The organism is Sorangiineae bacterium MSr12523, from assembly GCA_037157775.1.
Lineage (GTDB): Bacteria > Myxococcota_A > Polyangia > Polyangiales > Polyangiaceae > Pendulispora > Pendulispora brunnea.
The window spans coordinates 13073546-13093648 of sequence record CP089982.1; the positions used below are offsets into that span (position 1 = coordinate 13073546).

At 63.4% G+C, this 20103-nt stretch carries 17 protein-coding genes; 14 read left to right on the forward strand and 3 right to left on the reverse strand.

Going from position 1 to position 20103, the window contains the following annotated elements; translation table 11 throughout:
- Window positions 1-54: 54 nt before the first annotated feature.
- The 6 genes from LZC95_51995 (at window position 55) to LZC95_52020 (ending at window position 6508) form a co-directional block, all read left to right on the forward strand.
- Entirely contained in the window at window positions 55-831 is a 777-nt protein-coding gene (locus LZC95_51995; GenBank protein ID WXA94934.1) for an IclR family transcriptional regulator, read from the forward strand.
- 103 nt (window positions 832-934) lie between these two features.
- A complete protein-coding gene (locus LZC95_52000) occupies window positions 935-1666 on the forward strand; it encodes an aquaporin (protein ID WXA94935.1) in 732 nt (243 codons plus the stop codon).
- A 37-nt stretch (window positions 1667-1703) separates the two neighbouring features.
- Window positions 1704-2702, forward strand: a complete 999-nt coding sequence (gene dhaK / locus LZC95_52005) for a dihydroxyacetone kinase subunit DhaK (GenBank protein WXA94936.1) — start codon at window positions 1704-1706, stop codon at window positions 2700-2702.
- A 2-nt stretch (window positions 2703-2704) separates the two neighbouring features.
- A complete protein-coding gene (gene dhaL, locus LZC95_52010) occupies window positions 2705-3334 on the forward strand; it encodes a dihydroxyacetone kinase subunit L (GenBank protein ID WXA94937.1) in 630 nt (209 codons plus the stop codon).
- Complete coding sequence (ptsP, locus tag LZC95_52015; protein ID WXA94938.1) at window positions 3331-5586, forward strand: phosphoenolpyruvate--protein phosphotransferase; 2256 nt, start codon at window positions 3331-3333, stop codon at window positions 5584-5586. Before dhaL ends, ptsP begins: the two co-directional genes overlap by 4 nt.
- A gap of 61 nt (window positions 5587-5647) precedes the next feature.
- Complete coding sequence (locus tag LZC95_52020) at window positions 5648-6508, forward strand: isocitrate lyase/PEP mutase family protein (GenBank protein WXA94939.1); 861 nt, start codon at window positions 5648-5650, stop codon at window positions 6506-6508.
- A gap of 11 nt (window positions 6509-6519) precedes the next feature.
- Here the strand turns inward: LZC95_52020 and LZC95_52025 are convergent, their stop codons facing one another.
- Entirely contained in the window at window positions 6520-7344 is an 825-nt protein-coding gene (locus tag LZC95_52025) for a class I SAM-dependent methyltransferase (GenBank protein WXA94940.1), read from the reverse strand.
- Between the two features lie 138 nt (window positions 7345-7482).
- On the opposite strand from LZC95_52025, the gene LZC95_52030 reads away from it, so the two are divergent.
- Window positions 7483-11436 (forward strand): protein kinase, encoded by a 3954-nt coding sequence (locus LZC95_52030; GenBank protein ID WXA94941.1) that lies wholly within the window; start codon window positions 7483-7485, stop codon window positions 11434-11436.
- Here LZC95_52030 and LZC95_52035 read toward each other — a convergent pair.
- Entirely contained in the window at window positions 11433-12503 is a 1071-nt protein-coding gene (locus LZC95_52035; protein ID WXA94942.1) for an ecdysteroid 22-kinase family protein, read from the reverse strand. The two genes, LZC95_52030 and LZC95_52035, sit on opposite strands and share 4 nt — an antisense overlap.
- A gap of 115 nt (window positions 12504-12618) precedes the next feature.
- On the opposite strand from LZC95_52035, the gene LZC95_52040 reads away from it, so the two are divergent.
- The 7 genes from LZC95_52040 (at window position 12619) to LZC95_52070 (ending at window position 19563) form a co-directional block, all read left to right on the forward strand.
- Window positions 12619-13308: a hypothetical protein gene (locus LZC95_52040; GenBank protein WXA94943.1), complete on the forward strand. Its 690-nt coding sequence runs from the start codon at window positions 12619-12621 to the stop codon at window positions 13306-13308.
- A gap of 330 nt (window positions 13309-13638) precedes the next feature.
- Window positions 13639-14541: an iron-containing redox enzyme family protein gene (locus LZC95_52045; protein ID WXA94944.1), complete on the forward strand. Its 903-nt coding sequence runs from the start codon at window positions 13639-13641 to the stop codon at window positions 14539-14541.
- A 4-nt stretch (window positions 14542-14545) separates the two neighbouring features.
- Window positions 14546-15832, forward strand: coding sequence for a pyridoxal phosphate-dependent aminotransferase (locus LZC95_52050; protein ID WXA94945.1), 1287 nt, complete (start codon window positions 14546-14548; stop codon window positions 15830-15832).
- A gap of 13 nt (window positions 15833-15845) precedes the next feature.
- On the forward strand, window positions 15846-17633 hold the full coding sequence (locus LZC95_52055) for an FAD/NAD(P)-binding protein (protein WXA94946.1): 1788 nt from the start codon (window positions 15846-15848) through the stop codon (window positions 17631-17633).
- Window positions 17634-17636: 3 nt separating this feature from the next.
- Entirely contained in the window at window positions 17637-18164 is a 528-nt protein-coding gene (locus LZC95_52060) for a cupin domain-containing protein (GenBank protein WXA94947.1), read from the forward strand.
- Between the two features lie 35 nt (window positions 18165-18199).
- Complete coding sequence (locus LZC95_52065; protein WXA94948.1) at window positions 18200-18961, forward strand: sulfite exporter TauE/SafE family protein; 762 nt, start codon at window positions 18200-18202, stop codon at window positions 18959-18961.
- An 11-nt stretch (window positions 18962-18972) separates the two neighbouring features.
- Complete coding sequence (locus LZC95_52070; GenBank protein ID WXA94949.1) at window positions 18973-19563, forward strand: O-methyltransferase; 591 nt, start codon at window positions 18973-18975, stop codon at window positions 19561-19563.
- On the opposite strand, the gene LZC95_52075 is transcribed toward LZC95_52070, so the two are convergent.
- Window positions 19560-19991 carry an Lrp/AsnC family transcriptional regulator gene (locus LZC95_52075; GenBank protein ID WXA94950.1) on the reverse strand — a complete coding sequence of 144 codons (432 nt, stop codon included), beginning with the start codon at window positions 19989-19991 and terminating at the stop codon, window positions 19560-19562. The genes LZC95_52070 and LZC95_52075 overlap by 4 nt on opposite strands.
- Between the last annotated feature and the right edge of the window lie 112 nt (window positions 19992-20103).

Here is a 20103-nt window from a genome sequence, read left to right on the forward strand (position 1 = left end):
GGAGCGATGGGGTAGACTCGGAACACCGTTCACGAACACCGAAAGACCGACACCATGCTCGTCCAATCCGTTCGCCGCGCCACGAAGATCCTTCAGGAGCTAGCGACTGCCGGCCCGCGCATGGGCGTGACCGAGTTGGCGGAGCGGGTGGGCGTGGCCAAGCCCACGATGCATGCCTTGCTGCGCACCTTGGAGGCCGACGGTTTGGTCGTGCAAGATCCCGAAACGGGGAAGTACCTCCTGGGCCCCGCACTGCTCCGACTGGGCAACGCCTACCTCGAGACGCAAGAACTCCGCGGCCGATCGCTGACGTGGGCGGATGCTCTGGCCCAGCGCACGCGGGAAGCGGTTTGGGTCGCGATCCTCACGGGCGATCGCGTGTTGGTCGTGCACCATGCGTTTCGTCCCGAGGGCGCGGTGCAGATTCTGGACGTCGGTGCGAGCATCCCGTGGAGCACGTGCGCGCTGGGAAAAGCCATCGTGGCCTTCGCGCCGTCCGCCGAGAGTGAGCGTCTTCTCAAAGCGGAGTTGCCCGTGCTCACCGGCGCGAGCATCGCCGATCGCAAAAAGCTTCGCACGCAGCTCGAACAGGTTCGCCGCGTAGGGTGCGCCTTCGAGGATCAAGAATCGGCGCTCGGCGACGCTGGCATCGCGGCGCCCGTCTTCGATCGATCCGGCCGGGTCGTCGGCTCCATGGGCATCGTTGGACCCGTCGAGCGATTGCTGGCCGACCCCGCCCGCGAGGAACATGCCCTCGCCGTGCGCGAAGTCGCACGCAATCTCTCGCGCGATCTCGGGGCACCCCGCAATCCGTCACAACGCACCGCGTAAAGCGCTCCGCGTCCTCGAACCATGCCTTGACAGCGGCGGGGCCGACGGTAGGTTTGTGAACATCGTTCGGTAATAACGAACGACATTCGGGATGGAGGACACGATGGCCGACGAGAACACGTACCCTCAGAAGCTCCTCGCCGAGGCATTGGGCACCGCCGCACTGGTCTTCATCGGCGTGGGCTCGGTACCGGCGACGTCGATCGTGGGCGGCACTGCACCGTTCACCATGGCCGAGCTCGGGATGATCTCCTTGGCCTTCGGTATGGCCGTGGTGGCCATGGTGCACTCGATTGGCCACATCTCCGGGTGCCATATCAACCCGGCCATCACGCTGGCCTTCGCCGCGACGCGCCGAATGCCTTGGCGCCAAGTGCCCGGCTACATTGCGGCCCAGGCTCTCGGGGCCACCGCGGGCGCGCTTGCCATCGTCGGCGTGTTGGGACGCGAGGCCGTCCGCGCGGGCTTGGGGATCGCCACCTACGGGGCCAGCATCCACGCCTCGCAGGCTTTTTTCGCGGAGGCCATCGGCACCTTCCTGCTGGCCTTCGTCGTCTTCGGCGCCATCGATCGGCGCGCGCCCTCCGGCTTTGCGGGCCTCGTCATCGGCTTGGCGGTGTTCGCGATCATTCTTCCCGTGGGACCGGTCACGGGTGCGGCCATCAATCCGGCTCGAGCCCTGGGGCCGATGCTGGTCGGCCAGGTCTACGGTGGTACGGTGCATTGGGAACAGCTACCGGTCTACGTGTCCGCCGAGATCCTTGGAGCCGTGCTCGCAGGGCTCGCATATGCGAGGCTCGACGCCACGTACCGTGTTCAGGATCAGCAAGGCTAGGAAGGCCAAGAGGCCAAAAAGGTAGGGTGAGGCTCCGATGAAGAAATTTATCAACAGTGCCGAGACCGTAATTGCCGACGCCCTGCTCGGGTTGGCAGCTGCACACGCCGAGTTGAAGGTCGACCTTCAGCAGAAAATCATCACCCGAGCCGCAGGCCCGCGCCGCGGCAAGGTCGGGCTGGTCTCGGGCGGAGGCTCCGGCCACGAGCCTTTGCACGGCGGGTTCGTTGGAACCGGCATGCTCGATGCCGCCGTTCCGGGCGAAGTGTTCACCTCACCCGTGCCGGATCAAATCGTGGCCGCCACCACGGCCGTCAACGGCGGAGCCGGCGTCGTGTACATCGTCAAGAACTACACCGGCGACGTCATGAACTTCCAAATCGCCGCCGAGCTCGCGGGCGACGAGGATATTCAGGTGGAGACCGTACTGGTCAACGACGACGTCGCGGTGAAAGACTCCACGTGGACGGCGGGTCGCCGCGGCACCGGCGCCACCGTCTTCGTCGAGAAAATGGCCGGCGCGCTCGCCGAACGCGGCGCACCCCTCGCCGAGGTGGCCGAGGTGGGCCGCAAGGTCAACGCGGCCTCGCGCTCCTTTGCCGTGGCCCTCACGGCGTGTACCACGCCCGCCGCGGGCAAGCCGGGCTTCGACCTTCCCGAGGATGAAATGGAGGTGGGCGTGGGCATTCACGGCGAACCGGGCCGCCGCCGCGAAAAGGTGCGCAACGCAAAGGACATCGTGGCCACCGCGATGGAGGCCATTCTGGCCGATTTACCCCTTACTGCCGGCGATTCGACCATCGTCATGGTGAACGGATTGGGCGGTACGCCCTTGATCGAGCTCTATGTGCTTTTCGGCGAGGTTGCCGCCACCCTTCGAAGCAAGGGCATTGGCATCGCGCGCAATTTGGTGGGCAATTACATCACGAGCCTCGATATGGCCGGTGCGTCGATCACCGTCTGCAAGGCCGACCCGCGACTCATCGAATTATGGGACGCACCCGTGAACACGCCGGGCCTGCGATGGGGAGTGTGACCATGATGAATACCGCATGGGCGATGGCGTGGATGCAGGCATTGGCCGCCTCCATCGAAGAGCAAACGGATTATCTGACCCAACTCGATTCCGCCATTGGAGATGCCGATCACGGCGCCAACATGCGCCGCGGCTTTGCGGCGGTCCTGACGGCGTTGAATGGCTTTTCGGCCGAAACGCCGGGCGATCTGTTGATCAAGGTGGGCGGGACGCTCATTTCGAGCGTGGGCGGTGCGTCCGGGCCTCTTTATGGAAGTGCCTTCCGCGCCATTGGCAAAGCGTTGCGTCAGCCGTCTCCCTCGGACGAACAATTGCGCACGGCGCTGGCCGATGGGCTGGCGGCCATTCAGAAACTCGGGGCGGCGGTGCCGGGCGACAAAACGATGGTCGACGCGTATGCACCGGCGCTGGCCGCGTTCGAAGAGGCGCTGAAGCAAGGCGGAACGGCTGCCGCCGCCACGGAGCGCGCGGCGGATGCCGCGGAGGAAGGCGCGCGTGCAACGGCATCGCTGCAGGCGCGCAAAGGCCGTGCATCGTATTTGGGCCCGCGGAGCGTCGGCCATCAGGATCCGGGCGCCACGTCCACGGCGTTGATGTTTCGCGCCCTCGCGAAAGCCACGGCCGCATCATGAAGGTGGGCATCGTCGTGGTCTCGCATAGCGCGCGCCTCGCGGAGGGCGTATGCGAAATGGCTGCCCAAATGGCGCCCGACGTTGCGATTCGCCCCGCCGGCGGAACGGACGAAGGCGGCATTGGAACCAGCTTCGACAAAATCCTCGCAGCGGCGACGGAGGCCAATGTCGGCGCGGGGGTCGTCATTCTGTACGATCTCGGCAGCGCAAAAATGAGCGCGGACCTCGTGGCCGAAATGGAGGACGGCGCCCGCGTCGTCGACGCCCCGCTGGTCGAGGGGACGATGGCGGCCGCCGTGACCGCGCAGGGCGGAGCGAACCTCGACACCGTCGCCGCGGATGCGGCCGCCGCAGGTGGACACGCGCCCGCGGAGCCTGCGCGCGCTCCCGCGGCCTCGGCGACGGCGCGCGTCTTCACCCTGCAAAACCCGCTTGGCTTGCATGCGCGGCCGGCAGCCCGCCTGGCGCGCATCGCGGCCGAACATCGTGTTGCACTTCGGGTGGGGCCTGAAGGCGGCGGGCTCGTGGATGCGCGTTCGATCCTCGCCGTCGTGGCGCTGGGCCTTCGCGGTGGTGCGGCGATGCGGATCGAAGCCGAGGGCGAAAACGCCGAGGCGGCGCTGGCGGCGATCGAGGCTGCCGTTCACGAGGGCTTCGGCGATGCACCGGCGCAGCCGCCGGCGTCCGCCCATGCGGCGGTGCCGGGATTGGCCATCGGGCCGATTCGGCGGCTGCGCGCGGCCGAGCCCATCGTGCCAGAGTCCTCGGGCCATCCGGCGACGGAGGCCAAGGCCTTCGAACGGGCCCTCGCGGAGGTGGCGCGCGAGCTCGGCCGCGAGCACACCGAACTCGCCGAGGCACATCGGTTGCTCCTTTCCGATCCGGAGCTGCTCACCGCGACCCAAACGGCCATCGGGTCGGGGTTGGCCGCCGCACCGGCTTGGTGGCGATCGGTGCAACATGCACGCAATGCGCTTCTGCAAAGCCGCGATGCCCTGGTGGCCGGTCGCGCGATGGACGTGGTGGACGTCGGGCTGCGCGTTCTGGCGCAACTCCAGCCCGATATCGTGCATATCGATGTATCGAATTTGGAATCGGCCATCGTCCTAGCGGAGGACCTCACGCCGTCGATGGTGGGGCAGCTGGCTGATGCCGGCGTCGCGGGCATCGTGCTCGCGCAGGGTGGCGCGACCGCGCACTCCGTGGTCGTGGCGCGCGGGCGCGGGCTGCCCATGCTCGTGCGCATGGGCGAGCTGGCCAGAGCCCGCGATGGGGCCATGGCCATTCTGGACGGAGACCGCGGAGCCTTCCTCGTCGAGCCTTCACCCGACGCGTTGGCGGAAGCGCGCACCCGCCAAGCCGAAGACGCGAGGGCGCGTGCGGCCGCCTTGGAAACGGCGCATGCCCCGGTGATGGCGCGCGATGGTCGCACCATCGTCGTGGCGGCCAACGTGGCATCTTTGGCCGAGGCGCACCTGGCCCGCGAGCGCGGCGCCGACGCCATTGGGCTGTTGCGCACCGAATTGTTCTTCGTGGACAAGACGAACCTGCCCACCGAGGACGAGCAGGTCGCGCAGCTCGAAGGCATCCTCTCGGCCTTTCCCGACCGTGAAGTGACCATTCGCACCCTCGACGTGGGCGGCGACAAGGACATTCCCGCACTCGGGCTGGATTCCGTGACCCACGGCTTTCTCGGTTTGCGCGGCCTGCGCCATTCTTTGGCGCATCCCGAAGTTCTCCGCACGCAACTGCGCGCCGTCCTGCGCGCGGCCGCATCCTGGAAGGGGATCCTCTCCATCATGGCCCCCATGGTCACGACGGCCCAGGATGCCATGGCCTTCCGCGCCGCCGTGGCCGACGCCGCACGAAGCCTCGAGGGCCGCCCGCATCGTCGCCCGGACCATATTGGCATTATGGTCGAAGTGCCGGCCTGCGCCGTTGCATTCGACTCGATGGCCGCCCACGTCGACTTCGTCAGCGTCGGGACCAACGATCTCGTTCAATACATGATGGCCGCAGAACGAACCAATGCCAGCGTCGCGGCATGGTACCGGCCTGATCATCCCGCAATCTGGCGCACGCTCGAGTGGCTGGCCCAATCGGCGGGCGGGAAAAAAGTCGCCGTATGCGGAGAAATGGCGGCCAACGCCGACGTTGCGCGGCGCCTCGTGGCTTTGGGCGTGACCGAGCTCTCGATGGCACCATCCTCGATTCCGAGCATCAAAGCGATATTGCGCGCTCAATTGGCGTGAGGCGACCGCGAAAGAAGTAATTGAAAGATTCGTGCGTCTTTCGTTCTATACCTAGAACACCATGATGGAATCCATCACGCCCGCCCGAGCCTTTCGACGCCTGCTCGAAGGTCCCGGCCTGGTCGTCGCCCCCGGCGCCTACGACGGAATCACCGCCCGGCTCGTCGAACAAGCGGGCTTTCCGCTGGTTTACATGACGGGCGCCGGCACCTCGGTCGCGCGCGGCTATCCGGATTACGGCTTGCTCACCCTCACGGAAATGGCGGAGAACGCGGGCATCCTCGCGCGCTCCGTTTCGGTGCCCGTTCTGGCCGATGCCGACACGGGCTATGGCAACGAGCTCAATGTCACGCGCACGGTGCGTGAATTCGAATCACGCGGCGTAGCCGGTATTCACTTGGAAGATCAGGTGTCGCCCAAACGGTGCGGGCATTTGGACGGCAAAGACGTCATCCCGCGTGCGGCCTTCGTCTCGAAAATCCGGGCCGCGGCCGCCGCGCGCACGAATGCCGACTTCGTCCTCGTGGCCCGCACCGATGCCGTCGCCGTTCACGGCCTCGACGACGCAATCGATCGCGCCAATGCCGCGCTGGATGCTGGCGCGGACGTCGCCTTCGTGGAGGCGCCGACTCAGCTCGACGACATCGCCGCCATTCCGCGACGGGTGCACGGCCCTTGCTTGCTCAATGTCGTAGGCGGCGGCAGAACGCCCATTTCCGATTTGCGCGAGGTCGAATCGATGGGATACCGCATCGCCATTCTGCCCGTGCTCCTGCTCGCGGCCGTGATGCAGGCCGGCGACGCCGTTCTCGAGGACCTGAAGCACTCGCGCCAAGCTCCCACCGGCGGCACCTCGATTCGGGAGACCTTCCGTCGCCTCGGCTCCGAGGCTTGGGACGGCATCGGCCGCGCGAAGGGTTGAACGTGCGGCACTCACATGGCGCCGTCTTTGCGGACCGTGACGACATGTGCCTGAATCTTGCCGTCGACCGCTCCCGTGCCGAATCGTTTCGCGATGACCGCTTTCGCGATATCGGTCGCTTCCGCGAGCCGCTTCGGATTGCGGGCCTCGATTTCGTTCCGTAGCGGCGTCCCCTGGCAATAGGCGATCGCGGGGACGGATGGCGATTCCGCTCGGCTACGCGCGGTGACCGTCTCGATGAGTGCCGTCTCCCCGAAGCCCCCGGCGGCGAGGTCCCGCTCGATGAGCGCGCGGTCGTGGTAGCCGTGAGGGGTGCGCGCAAGAAAGCGCGGCGCATCGTCGGGAAAGACGGATTCGAGCGCGGTCGTGATGACGTCGGCGAACTCGTTTTCTTCGATGCGATCCCATACGCTGAATGCGAAGAGTCCACCCGGGCGAAGCACCCGGCGAGCCTCGGCGTAGGCGCGCCCCTTGTCGGGGAAGAACATGGCCCCGAACTGGCACACGACCGCATCGAATGCACCGTCCTCGAAGGGAAGTTGCATCGCGTCGGCCTGGCGCCACTCGACATCGAGGTTCGTCGCCAGTGCGCGAGCATGGTCGAGCATGGCCGGATTCAGATCCGTGGCGACAATGTCCGTCTTTCCCTCGAATGCGCCGACCAAGGCGCGGGTCAAAACGCCCGTGCCCGCGGCCAGCTCGAGCAGCCGCCCGGGCGGCCGTGGCTTCAGTCGACTCGCCAGGTCATCCGCGTAGGGTTGGAAAATGAGCGGAACCAGGTAGCGCTCATAGAGAACGGGAATCGCCCCAGAGAAAACTTTGTCGGTATCGGACATGGGATTCGACGAAGCCGTACCTTCGATTCCGGGTGCCATCAAGCTCCACCGAGCGGGTGCACGATTTGTTCGCCTGTGTCCCCCACGCCTCGTAAAATCTCATTCGGGAGCGCAGATCATCCGGACTCGAGAGGTGCCATGGGCGAGAAAACGCTCGCACTCAAGAACATCTTCGCTGACCGATTCGTCCTGGAAGACGTGGCCGGTACTGGTGGGATGGCCATCGTCTACCGCGCCAGAGACGAAAAGCGCGACGGTGCCACGGTGGCACTCAAGGTGCTTCGCCGACTTGCGCATGTGCGCGACCTTCGCGAGCGATTCGAGCGGGAGGCGTTCGTCTTGTCGCAGTTGCGGCACCCGGGAATCGTGTCCTACGTCGATCATGGCATCACTCCGCAAGGAGATGCATTTCTCGTCATGGAATGGCTCGAGGGGGAGGACCTTGGTCGTCGTATGGACCGGGAAGGCTTATCCCTCGCGGAAACGATAACCCTGTTCCGAGGGATCGCCGATGCCCTTATGGTCGCGCATAGGCAGGGGATCGTGCACCGGGACCTCAAGCCCGAGAACATATTCCTTCTAGAGGGTCGACCGGATCGCGTGTCCTTGCTCGACTTCGGCGTGGCACGCCTGATCTCGTCCGAGCTCACAGGGGCCGGGCTGGCACTCGGCACGCCTCGCTACATGGCGCCCGAACAGGCGCGCGGCGAGGCGATCGGTCCGACCGCCGATGTGTTCGCGCTCGGGTGCGTGATGTTCCGATGCCTGACCGGGCAACTGCTCTTCGATGGAGCGCACCCAACCATCGTCATGGCGGGCATCCTGTTCCACGAGGCTCCAAAGCTGCGCACGCTGCGACCGACGATGCCGAAAGACCTGGAGGCGTTGCTCGCACGGATGCTCGCGAAGGACCCGCAGCAACGTCCCAAGGATGCGGGCGTGCTCCTCGATGCACTGAACCAGCTCGGCTCGCTCTCGGACGAACCCGCCTCCGACGATGCCGTCGTCCGTCCCGCCCCCCTTTCGCAGGAACAACAACTCGCGAGCGTGATCTTGTCGATTGCGCACGGCACCGGCGAGGACAGCATCGACGAGCCTCGAAAAAGCGCCAACCAAGAAGGTGACAATGGGGCTCACCAGACCCTCGGCGAAGCCCTGCGCGGTCGCTTCGGAGTGCGGGTCGAACGGCTCGTGGACGGATCGATGATTGCGACGCTCGCGCAGACCGGGAGCATGACCGCGACCGACCAAGCCATGCAGGCGGCGCGGTGCGCGCTCTTTCTTCGCAAAGACTCCCCTTCGCAGCGTGTCGTGCTCGCGACGGGCCGAGGCGTCGTGGGCGAGCACCTGCCCGATGGAGAGGTCATGGACCGCGCGGGTAAGTTGGTGCAGGCCTCCAAGGCGTCGGAACGAAGCGTGGCCACCGATGGCGTCTGGATCGACGACGTCACGGCGCAATTGCTCGATGCGCGCTTTCACATGAGTCGGCCGATGTCCGGGATCTGCATTTTGGAGGCGGAGCTCCAAACCGAGGAGACGCGGCTATTGCTCGGTAAACCGACGCCTTGTGTCGGCCGCAATCGGGAGCTCGCCCAACTGCAAATGATTCTGGACGAGTGCTGCGAGGACTCGACCGCTCGCCTCATCGTGGTGGTCGCTCCGCCCGGAATCGGGAAATCGCACCTACGCCGCGAATTCGTCCGCCAGGTGCAGCACGACACCGCGAGGACGGTCGACGTGTGGCTCGGACGCGGCGATCCAACGCGGGCGGGCGCACCCTACGGCCTGCTCTGGGATGCTTTGCGCAGGCTCATCGACGTGCACGATGACGAGGAACTCATGGTGCAACAGCACCACCTCCAGGATCGGGTGTCGCGCCATGTGCCTAGAGGTGAAGCCCCGTTCGTCACGGAATTCCTGGGCGAGCTCTGTAGGATCCCTTTCCCGTCGAATACGAAACCGAAACCCCGGGGCGCGCGCACGGAGTCGCCCACCATGGCCGATCAGGTGAGCGCGGCATTCGTCTCCTTCGTGCGCGCCGAAACGAGCGCGCACCCGGTGCTTCTCGTCCTCGAGGATCTCCATTGGGGTGACCGGCTGACGGTGCGGCTCATCGACGACATGCTGCGCGAGTGCAGCGACAAGCCGATCATGGTTCTGGCTCTTGCGCGGCCCGAGATCGAAGAGCTTCATCCGAAGCTCTGGGCCGAACGCAAACGCGAAGGTCTCAGGCTCCATGGTTTGACGAAAAAGGCGAGCACCCAGCTCGTGACCCATGTCCTCGGCACCCAGGTCGCGCGCGATGTCGTGGAACGAATCGTCGATCAAGCGGAGGGCAATGCGCTCTTTTTGGAGGAGCTGATTCGTTTCGTCGCCGAAAATACGTCCGACGTCATGCCGGACACCGTGATTGCGATGTTGCAAGCGCGGCTCCAGCGCCTCGAGCCCGGACTGCGCCGGCTGCTGCGCGCCGCGAGTGTTTACGGTACGACCTTTTGGCGCGCAGGGCTGATCGCGCTGCTCGGGGAGCGTGATTCGGCTGCGAGCATCGACGATCGGCTCGAGGCCCTGCTCGATCAGGAGCTCGTCTCGCGAAGTGCCGCAAGCCGCTTTCTCGGAGATACTCAGTATTCGTTCCGGCATGCGCTGCTCCGTGAGGCCGCTCACAACACGCTCACCGACGCGGATCGTTCGGTGGGGCACAGTGCGGCCGCCACATTTCTCGAATCGATGGGCGAATGCGATCCAGGCGTTCTCGCAGAACACTTCGCCCTCGGCGGCGACATGGATCGAGCGGCGGCCTACTACGCAAGGGCGGCCGCCGAGGCGCTCAATCACAATGAGCTTGCGACCTTGGCGAGTCTTACCGAGCGAGGAATCGCATGCGGTGCGAAAGGGGATGTCCTGGGCGCGCTCCTCACGGCGCGCGCGCGCGGCAGTTTCTTCCGCTACGAGTATGCGGATGCCCACGCGCTCCTCCAAGCCGCACTGCCTCTGCTCCGCCGCGGGAGCGCCAACTGGTGGCTCGCAGCCGGCACCTTGGTCTTGGTGACGGCGTGTCTCGATCGTTGGGACGAGGTTTTGCAGTGGGGGGAAAAGCTGCAAATCGCCCCTTTCGAGCGGCAAGCCGCGGGAATGCGCATGCGGGCCCTATCGCTCATCGTGATGCGGTTCGTCTGGTCCGGCCAGCCCACGCAGATCGCGCCCTACCTCACGCAAATGGACGATATGCTCCTCCCGCCGGAAGATGCCCACGGAAAGGCCTGGTGGGAGTTCGGGCACATGGTCGTCGCCTTGTGGTCTCAGCCGAATCCTTGGCGCGCCTTGATGGCGGGTTCTCGCGCGGAATCGTTGTTCGAGCAAGCCGAGTACCCGCGTCTCCTTGCGCTCGTAAGGACTTATCAGGGTTATGCGCTCGTTCACTTAGGCTGTTTCGATGCGGGGGAGTCGAAACTACGCGCCACCTTCGATGTGGCCCGGCGCACCCGAGAATGGCTTTTATCGTTCGCGGCGCCGTATCTCGCACTGACGCTGGTCGACAAAGGGGATATCGCGTCGCTCGACGAAGCCGAGCGCATTCTCCGCGAATATTTGGAGGTTCCGGCCGACCCCAGCATGCAAGGCCTTGCGAATGCAGTTCTTGGCCAGATCCACCTCACACGCGGCGAACTCGAACCTGCCGAGAAACACGTTCGACTCGCCCTCCATATGATTACGGACCTCTTGGTGCTCCGTTCTTATGCCGATACCGTATCGACGAATGTTCTCCGGCACGCCGGCCGTCACGCCGAAGCGTGCGAGCACGCCGACGCTGCGCTCGATTGGGTCGTTTCGCGCGAGGCCTGCGGCATCTTCGAGGTGGGACTTCGGTTTGCGGCATTCGAGGCCCACGTTGCGGCGAGCAGCCCGGCGGCCCTACCCATTTTGGAGGGCACCATCGAACAGATCCGCATTCGTGCCGAGAGCATCCCCGATCCGTGCCTTCGCGAGCGCTTCCTTACCGAGAATCCAACCAATCGTCGCGCCCTCGAGGAAGCGCGAAAGCGGTTGTCCCCTTCGGTCCTCGAGTTCACGCGTGCTACATCGGACTAGCGCAGAACTTCGAGTGCTGCAGAGTCCTCGATGGCTGCGATCGAACGGTCGAGCATCCCTTGCAGGAGCTGCAGCTGGCGTTCGGTCTTTATTTCGACCGTTCCCACCACCGCGACCGGGTAGAGGAAGCACCACGCCACGGTCCGTTTGTAATCCCGCATCAACTGGTCGCGGGGATACTTGATGCCGTGGGCGGTAAGCCCGTTTAGGTACCGGTCGATCAGCCGTTCCTCGTTCGCACGCCGGTCCTCCGGCGTGAGGCTCTGGCTGATGAAGTACGCGAGATCGTACGCGCCCCGGCCGCGGAAGCAGATCGGCCAGTCGACGATCGTCACGGGGGCGTGCTCTGCCTTCGTCGCGAAGAGAAAATTGTCGAGCCGGAAGTCGCCGTGGCAGAACGTCACAGGCTCCGCCGTGATCTCGTCGAGATACGGCTGGACGATAAGTTCGTAGCGGTCCCCGAAATCACGGATCTGCTTGGGAATTCGGGCCCCGAAGATCTCTTTTGCGCGCGGCCAGCCCCGCTTGAACATCCCGCCCCACGCCTGCGGGTAGGGTGAATCGCAATACTTCGGCAACCACGGATAGGTGGAAGCATGCAACGCCGCCCACGAATGCGAATGAAGCGCGACCATCGCGTCGATCGAGGTGTCGGCGTCGGCCTCCGAACAGCCGGCGATCTGGTCCGCCATCCGGCGGTCGCTACAGTCTTCGAAGACGAGCACGAAGTCATCGGTCGCCGGATCGAACTCGGCGAAGTGGACTTTTGGTGTCGCGACAGGGACGGCGTGCGCGGCCTCCTGGTAAAAATGGACTTCCCTTTCGTAGAAGCGCATGGGCTTCATGATGGTTCGCCGTGCGCCTTCGTCGAGCGTCGGCAACTTCATGACGATACTCGAGGGCGTGGTTCCGTCACCGGTCAAGGTCACCCGGAGCATGCGCCCCAGAAGACCGACGCCCATTCCGATCTGCTCGACCTCGAAGGACGATACCGGTGCACCGACGGCATCGGTCAGCCAATCCGTCGTGATTCCCTCTGGCCCCCTCGGAAACGTCGCCCGCCCCATCTCGACCTCGTAAGGGTAAGGCGGATTCGAGGGACGTGAAAGCTCAATTTCGCAGCGCGCCGGGTACAAGCCTGCTGTTCAATTCGACCCGAAGCGCGCCGAGGCACCTTCGTGCTTGCCAACGCCAATCCACCGAGGACACATTCTGACAGCGTTCTTTGGAGAGGCTGACCGCGCTGGCTTCGACAAAAGAAAAGCATACTCGACGCCAAGAAAGGAGAGGTCTGCCATGGGGATCACGAAACGGGCGGCCAAAAGAGCCGCCCAGGCTGCGACGACAGGCAACGACGTGGCGGCGGCCGTGGATGACCTCGGCCAGAGGTCAACCGAGCTTCAGCAGGCGCCTCTGAGCCCGGAGACTCCGGAAGAAATGGTTCTTCGATTCGCCGACGAGAACTGGAAAGAATTGGACATCGCGAAACTGCCGTACTCCGAACTCAAACAGAGGTTCGAATTCCTCCTCCGAAACCCCGATATACGGTGGCATCGCATCAACTTTCGCAGCGGCACGCAGGACGCGATCATCAAGATGTTCTGCCAACTCGACAGCGGCGATCGAACCTACTTTGCCAATGCGTTCGTCGAGCAGGCCCGCCAACGAAGTGAAGTCGTCTACGAGCAAACGCAATTGAATACCCTGGTGGAGCTGATGGTAAAAGCGTCGAACAGTGGGGAAGCCTCCCATGCGGCCGATGTGTCCGATGAAGAGAAAGCGAAGTACGTCCAAGAATTGCGAAGGAAATACGTGCCCGCGCCGGCCGGACCCGACGATCCGGGCGCGCGCGTAGAATCGTCGCAGAACTGAATCGGGCGACGCGAGATGCGGGCCTTCCCCCGAGGAGGGCTCGCGATCCTCTCCGCTCCGACGCCATCGAGGCGCATTGCATCCGTTTCCGACGGTCAAACTCGCGTCACATTGTCGCGATAGGTACTCGTCGATTCGTCGAATTTATTTTCGATAATTGTCGCGAGCGAACCAAGAGATGGCCGCGATGTTCAATTGTCGCGTGGCTATTTGGACATCGGAGTATCGCCAATCTCGTTGGGGCGATCCGTCGCTTTGTGCCAAATTCGTCCTTCGCAAGCTTGACTGGTTGACAATTTTTGGCCCGGACCTAATTCGATATTTCCCCGCATGCGCATCTGCGCGGGTGTCTTTCTGGTGTTCGCTGGAGACGTTTCCGAAGAACGCAGAACCACTGTCGATTGTGACGTTCTCATTGGCCGCGCTCCGGGAGTGCGTGGAATGGGGAATAAAATGGCGCCAAGCACAACGTTCGATCTGCACAATCAAGTCAATTCGCTCATGTCCGACCTGGAACGACATCCGGTCTATGGCAACGATTATTTCAAATTTCTCGAGAATTCGGCCTGGACTCGCCAAACTTATGACTTTCACCGCGCAAACTTCTTCCATCGCACCGAGGGCACCGTCAAAGGTATCGCCCACGTGTGCGCGCGGGCCGCGGCGAACGACGATCGCGACACGCTGATCTTATTTGCGTATATCCTCAATGAGGAGACCGGAAACGGAAATCGCGCTCATTGCCACGAAGTGTTCATGGAGAACGCTCACAACCTACACGGGCAAGCCGAGTTCGATTTGCCCTCGTTGCTGGTGAAAGATGCTCGCAGCAGCAAATTGATCCTCGACGAGACGGTGGCGTACCGCAAACGCACCCTGGAACTGCTCAGCGGTAGCTACCATCGCATGCTCGGCGTGGTGATGGCCCTCGAGTCCCATGCGGACAAGATGCTGCGCATATGCCGCACGGCATTTCGCGCCAGCCGCAAGAACTTGACGCAATCGGACTTCGTCAAGAAGGTCGAAGTCTACTTCAATGCTCACGTGAGCAACGGGGTGGAAGAGCGTCACGCCGCCGATGCCAAGCAGTGTGTGATCAACAACTGCCAGACCGAGGCGGACATTGCCGAAATCGCCTATGGCGCGAATGAAACGCTGAACATCCAGTTGGCCATGTGGAACGCGATGTATGAAAAGGCGTGCGCGTTGAATGCCGCCCCGGGAGCGAGGTAGCGGAATGATGGTATCGAAAAATCGTGGCATTTCCAATGCGGTCCTCAATCTTCCCGATTCCGTGACGCATGGAACGGCGGCCAAGCTCGTCGAAATCAATCGTGGACTTGCCCTGGAAGAACAGGTCATCGACCTGAGCATTGGCGCGTTGGATACACGAACGGATTCACGAATCGATCGAGGTGTCATCGAGTTCGTACGAACGCGCTCCGATATCGTCCACGCCTTTGCGCCGGTCAAAGGGTTCCCGTTCTTGCTGGAATCCATTGCGGCGCGCATCGCGCGTTTGCATGACATCGCGTACGACCCGAAGAAAGAAATCCTGGTGACGCCGGGCGGCGTGAAGGGCTCGATTTCGGTGGCCTTCCACACGTTGCTGAATCCTGGCGACGAGGTGGTGATTCCCGTGCCCAATTGGCCGCACTACTCGGATATGGTGCGCCTGCACGAAGCCGTCCCGAAGACCATCCTGGTGACGGCGCGCGATGGCTTGACGGCCCCCGCACTCGAGAATGCCATCTCGGAGCGGACGAAGATGGTCGTCCTCGGCGATTGCATCAATCCAACGGGCAAGGTTTACTCGACCGAAGAATTGTCCGCCCTGGCCGAGGTCATCGCGGCGCACAATGTTCGCCGTGAGGCGCGCGGCGCGAGTCCGATTTACGTCCTGTTCGATAGCCCGTACGAAGCCCATATCCTAGGAGCCCGCGCCAAGACCTTTGCTGCCCTCGAGGCGGGGCTCGAGAATGGCACGCGCTGCTCCATGCGGCCATGGACGGTGGGGGTGACCGGGCCGGGCAAAACGTACGGCATGCACGGCGACCGAATCGGTTATCTATGTGGGCCGGCGGACATCGTGGATGGAGCTGCGCGCGCGCAGGTCAACCTCACATCTTTCGCGTCGACCTACGGACAGGTCGCCACGCACGTGGCGCTGCAGCCGGAGATGGACGAGGTGGCGACGTCGCGCGCGAAGAGCGCACGCGCCAATCTGGAGAGCATGCTGCAGGAGCTCAACGCGATTCCGTCGCTGCACGTTGCCCCTCCGCAGGGTGGCTATTTCCTGTTCGTCGACTTTTCCAACTACGCCGATGCGTACAAAAGGCACGGCTACGATCAGGCCGATCGCTTTCTCCTCAGCGAAGCCCGTGTCGCCACCATTTGTGGCAACCATTTCGCAGAGGGGGAGGCGTTGAATCACTTCGTGCGCATCAACTGCGGCCGCTCGCTCCATCTGGTGAGCAAGGCTGGCGCGCGCATCCGGCGGGCGCTCACGCGCTTGGTGTCCTGAAGTGCCAACCACGATGGGGGCTCTCAAATATTGCATCGTTGGCACCGGATTCGCGGGCACCTGCGCGCTATGGCATCTGGTCCAGCGCCTGACTGCACCGCACCAAAGCTCGTCGCCCGAAACATCGGCGATCACGATCATCACCGTGGAGCGCGGCACGGTGAACGGGCCGGGTTATCCGTATTCGAAAGACAATGTCCAGCTCGCCCACCGGTGCAACAACCAGGCGAGCACGATGTCCATCCATGGCAACGATTTCATCGATTGGATGACGGAGAACAAATCGCGCCTCATTCGTGATCATGCGGAGCTCGTGCTCGAAACGCACCCGGGCATCACGCTCGCCGATTGGCAGCCCGACAACGACGAATTCTATCCGCGGGCGCTGTTTGGGTTGTACCTCGAACAGCGCTTTCAGGAGGCTCTCGAGCGGGCCCTCGCCCATGGCATCCACGTGCACCAGTACATGCGTCACGAGGCCATCGATGGGCGTACCGAGGGAGAAACGTTCTCCCTCACCTTGCGGCAGCTCGACACGCACGAGGAGTTCACCATCGGCGGACTTGATCGCGTGCTCCTGAGCACAGGACACTGGCAGACCAAGGCCGCCGACGCGGTCGCGAAGAGCGATGGCTTCATGGCCTCGCCCTATCCGCCGGGCGCCGTGAAATCCGCCGTCGCGAACAAGGTGCGGTCGCAGCCCGGTCGCACCGAGCCACCGCGCGTGTTCGTGCAGGGGATGGGGCCCAGCGGCATCGATGCCATCCTGACCTTGTGCGACGAAGGCGAATTCACGTACACGCACGACGGCCACGTCGCATCGTACCGGGCGGCGGCCTTCCCCGGCGCAGGCGGTCCGCTCCACATCGTGGCGGGATCGCGCTGTGGGTTCTTTTCGCCCATTCGGGGGCCGCTCGCCACGTACGAGATGCACCACCTGACCGAGGAGCGCCTTGCGGCGATGCGGCGCGAGCAGAATGGGTACCTGAAGATCGACGCCATTCTGGAGTTGCTGGACCTCGAGCTGCGCCGGGCCACCGGCGGCGCCGTGGGATGGGCCGACGTCGTGAGTCCTCGATACCCTTCGGCGAGGGAAAAGCTCGCCGTCGATCTTCGGGATTCGTACACCGGCAACCTGGTGTACACGGTTGTCCTGAAGGCGAGGCGCATGCGCTTTTACAGCGTGCTCGAGCCACGCGACAAAGCCGTATACGATCGAATGCTGGATACGCACTTCATTCGGACGGCCGTTCCCATGCCCGCCGCCAATGCGGAAAAGCTACTCGCATTGATGGACGCTGGCGTGCTGAGCGTCGTGAAGCTGGGGTACGATGCGCCCGCGCCCGTGGTCGACGCCGACGGCGCATTTCGCATTGCGTGTCAGTCGGACGACGGACAACCGATCACCATCCGGGCAGACTGTATGATTCGCGCGAGCGCCCAAGATTTCGCGATGAATCTTCACCCTTCCCCGTTGATGCAGAATCTCCTGAGGCGAGGCGAGGTGGTGCCGCATGAAGAAGGTGGATATGTCACGGGCGGCATCGCACTCGCACCAGGTGGATATCGCGTGATGAAGCGCGCGGGTAGCGTTTGTATTCCGTCGGCGCACCTGGCATCCTTCGGGTCACCCGTGAGGTTCTGGCAAAACGAACGAAACTTCGCCGGCGCATTCGTCGAGGCTGCGGAATGGGTCGCCGACGAGTGGCTCGAGGTCGCGGTTGTCATGAGCGCGGCCGACAAGCCAAAACCGGCCGCGGGCCGCGGTCCGAGTATCGTCACCGTCGAAATGAGGAGATGAGCGATGGAGATGAAGGAATTCCATTACCAGGACGGCGTGCGGGTCAGCGTGTTCAACTTGGACCACAAGTCCATTCCGTATCATTTTCACAACCAAGTTTCGGACATGGTGTACTGCGCCAAAGGTCAGATCTCCATCGAGCTGCCCGACACGGGAGAGGTGTTCACCATCCATCCCGGCCAGATCTTCCAGGTCCCCAACCCGAGCAAGCACAGGTTCGTGAACTCCGCCCCCGTGGGGACTCCGGCTCGGTACGTGCTTTTGCAGCTCGGCACGTTCGACATCCACTTCATCCCCGCCGCCAAAGAAGTGGCGGCGAAGTTCGCGGGGCGCGCGCCGACGCACGTTTCGGACGGCGTCGTCTACATCGAAAATCGCAAAGACGACATCATCGAACTTGCAGATCGCTTCGAACGCGACAAGCCGGAAGTCTTGACCTCCGAGGAGCGCGACGACGTCGTGAAGGCGTTGAGGTTTCTCTCGTCCCAAGGGGTTCCGCAAGTGCATCCCCGTGCCGGTGCGACCCCATGATGCGCTGGAAGGCGCTCTGAGCCCGGTTCGAGGATATGGCCTTCGACGCAACGACCATCGCCGTCATCGTCGTGACGTTCTTCGTTGGCGGCTTGGTCAAAGGGCTGACTGGCCTCGGTCTGCCGCCCGTCGTCCTCGGCATCCTCACCGCGGCGATTGGGATCCAACCGGCGAAGGCGCTGATCCTCATTCCGACCTTTCTGACCAATGTTCTGCAGGCGTGTACCGGTGGTCGCGGCCGCGCCGTGACCGTGCGCACCTGGCCGTTTCTGGTTGCCGCCACGGCGCTGACGGCCTCCGGTGCCTTTACGTTGCATTACTTCGACGCATCGCTCATGTCGTCGCTGCTCGGCATGGGACTCATGATTTACGGTGTGCTGGGCCTGTTCAAAATGCGGCTGACCATCCGAGAGCGATGGGTGCACCCCACCGGGGTGATCTTCGGCGGCATCAATGGCTTTCTCACCGGATTGACCGGCTCGTCGGCGGTGCCGGGGATCTTCTACCTGCAATCGCTCGGGCTCTCGCGTGACGAGTTGATTCAGAGTATGGGAATCCTCTTTACGCTTTCGACCATCGGTTTGGCTTGGTCGTTGCGGATGCAGGACCTGCTCAGCGCAAACCTGGCCGTGATGTCCGCCATTGCCTTGATCCCGGCGACGATCGGAATGTCAATCGGAAACCGAATTCGCAAAGGGATCCCCGAGGAAAAGTTTCGAACGGTCTTTCACGTGGCTCTGCTGTCGCTCGGACTTTACATCGCCATCCGACACCTATCTCATTTAGGCTCTCACTAGGAGGAGGCAACATGAAACAGGCGCTACTCGCGGTGCTACGTGAGTTGGAAGAGTTCGGCAAAACCAACGATGCGGCAACGAGCGATCGAAGCCACAAGATGTTGAACATCACGCACGATACCGGCGTGTTCCTCGCCCTGCTCATCAAGGCTACGCGGGCCACCAATGTCTTGGAGATTGGCACCTCGAACGGTTATTCCACATTGTGGCTTGCCGATGCCGTGGGCGAGCGCGGCGTGGTCACGACCATCGAGCGAGCGCCGCACAAAATCGCAATGGCGGAAAAGAACTTTTCCCGCGCAGGGCTCGGCGCGCGCATCCGCCAAGTCAACGACGAAGCCGGGCAGTTCATCGCTTCGCGCGGCAATGGAGAGTACTCCTTCATCTTCTTGGACAGCGATCGTGAGCATTACGTGGATTGGTGGAGTTCGTTGCAACGGATCCTCCAGCCCGGCGGCCTGATCGTGGTCGATAATGCGATTTCGCACGCCGAGCAAATGGAAGGCTTCATCCGCCGCGTCGCCGCCTCGGAGGGCTATCTGAGCTCTCTGTCCCCCATTGGCAACGGCGAGCTCGTGATCTTGAAGGAGGCTGCAAGCTAACGTCTCTCGAGCAGCGCGCGCCCGATGGCCTTCGGCGGCTCGCTGCGCAGCACGAGGGACGTGGTGACGGCGCCGTAGCGCGCGATCGCATCGACGATGGTCTCCAGCTCGCCGGGCGACGGGATGAGCACTTTGAGGAGAAAGCAGTCTTCCCCGGTGAGGCGCAGCACCTCCACGATTTGAGGCATCTCCGCGAAGCGTTTGAGGCAGGGGCGGATGTTTTCGTGCGTGGTGCGCAGCCGAATGATGGCCATCAGCCCGAAGCCCAGCGCGCTCGGGTCGAGCCTGGCGCCGTATCCCACGATGATCCCTCGTTCTTCGAGGCGTTTCACCCGCTCCGAGGTGGCGGGCTGGGACAAACCGATGCGCCGGCCGAGATCGGAAATGCCGATCCGTCCTTCCGTTTGCAAAGTTTCGAGGATGGCCATGTCCATCCGATCCAGAGGGGTTCGTTTCGCGGTGCGTGCCATCTCGTACCTTCATTTCATCGGCTAGAACGACATTCTGCCGATGAGATCCTATGCCATCGTACCGAGAATT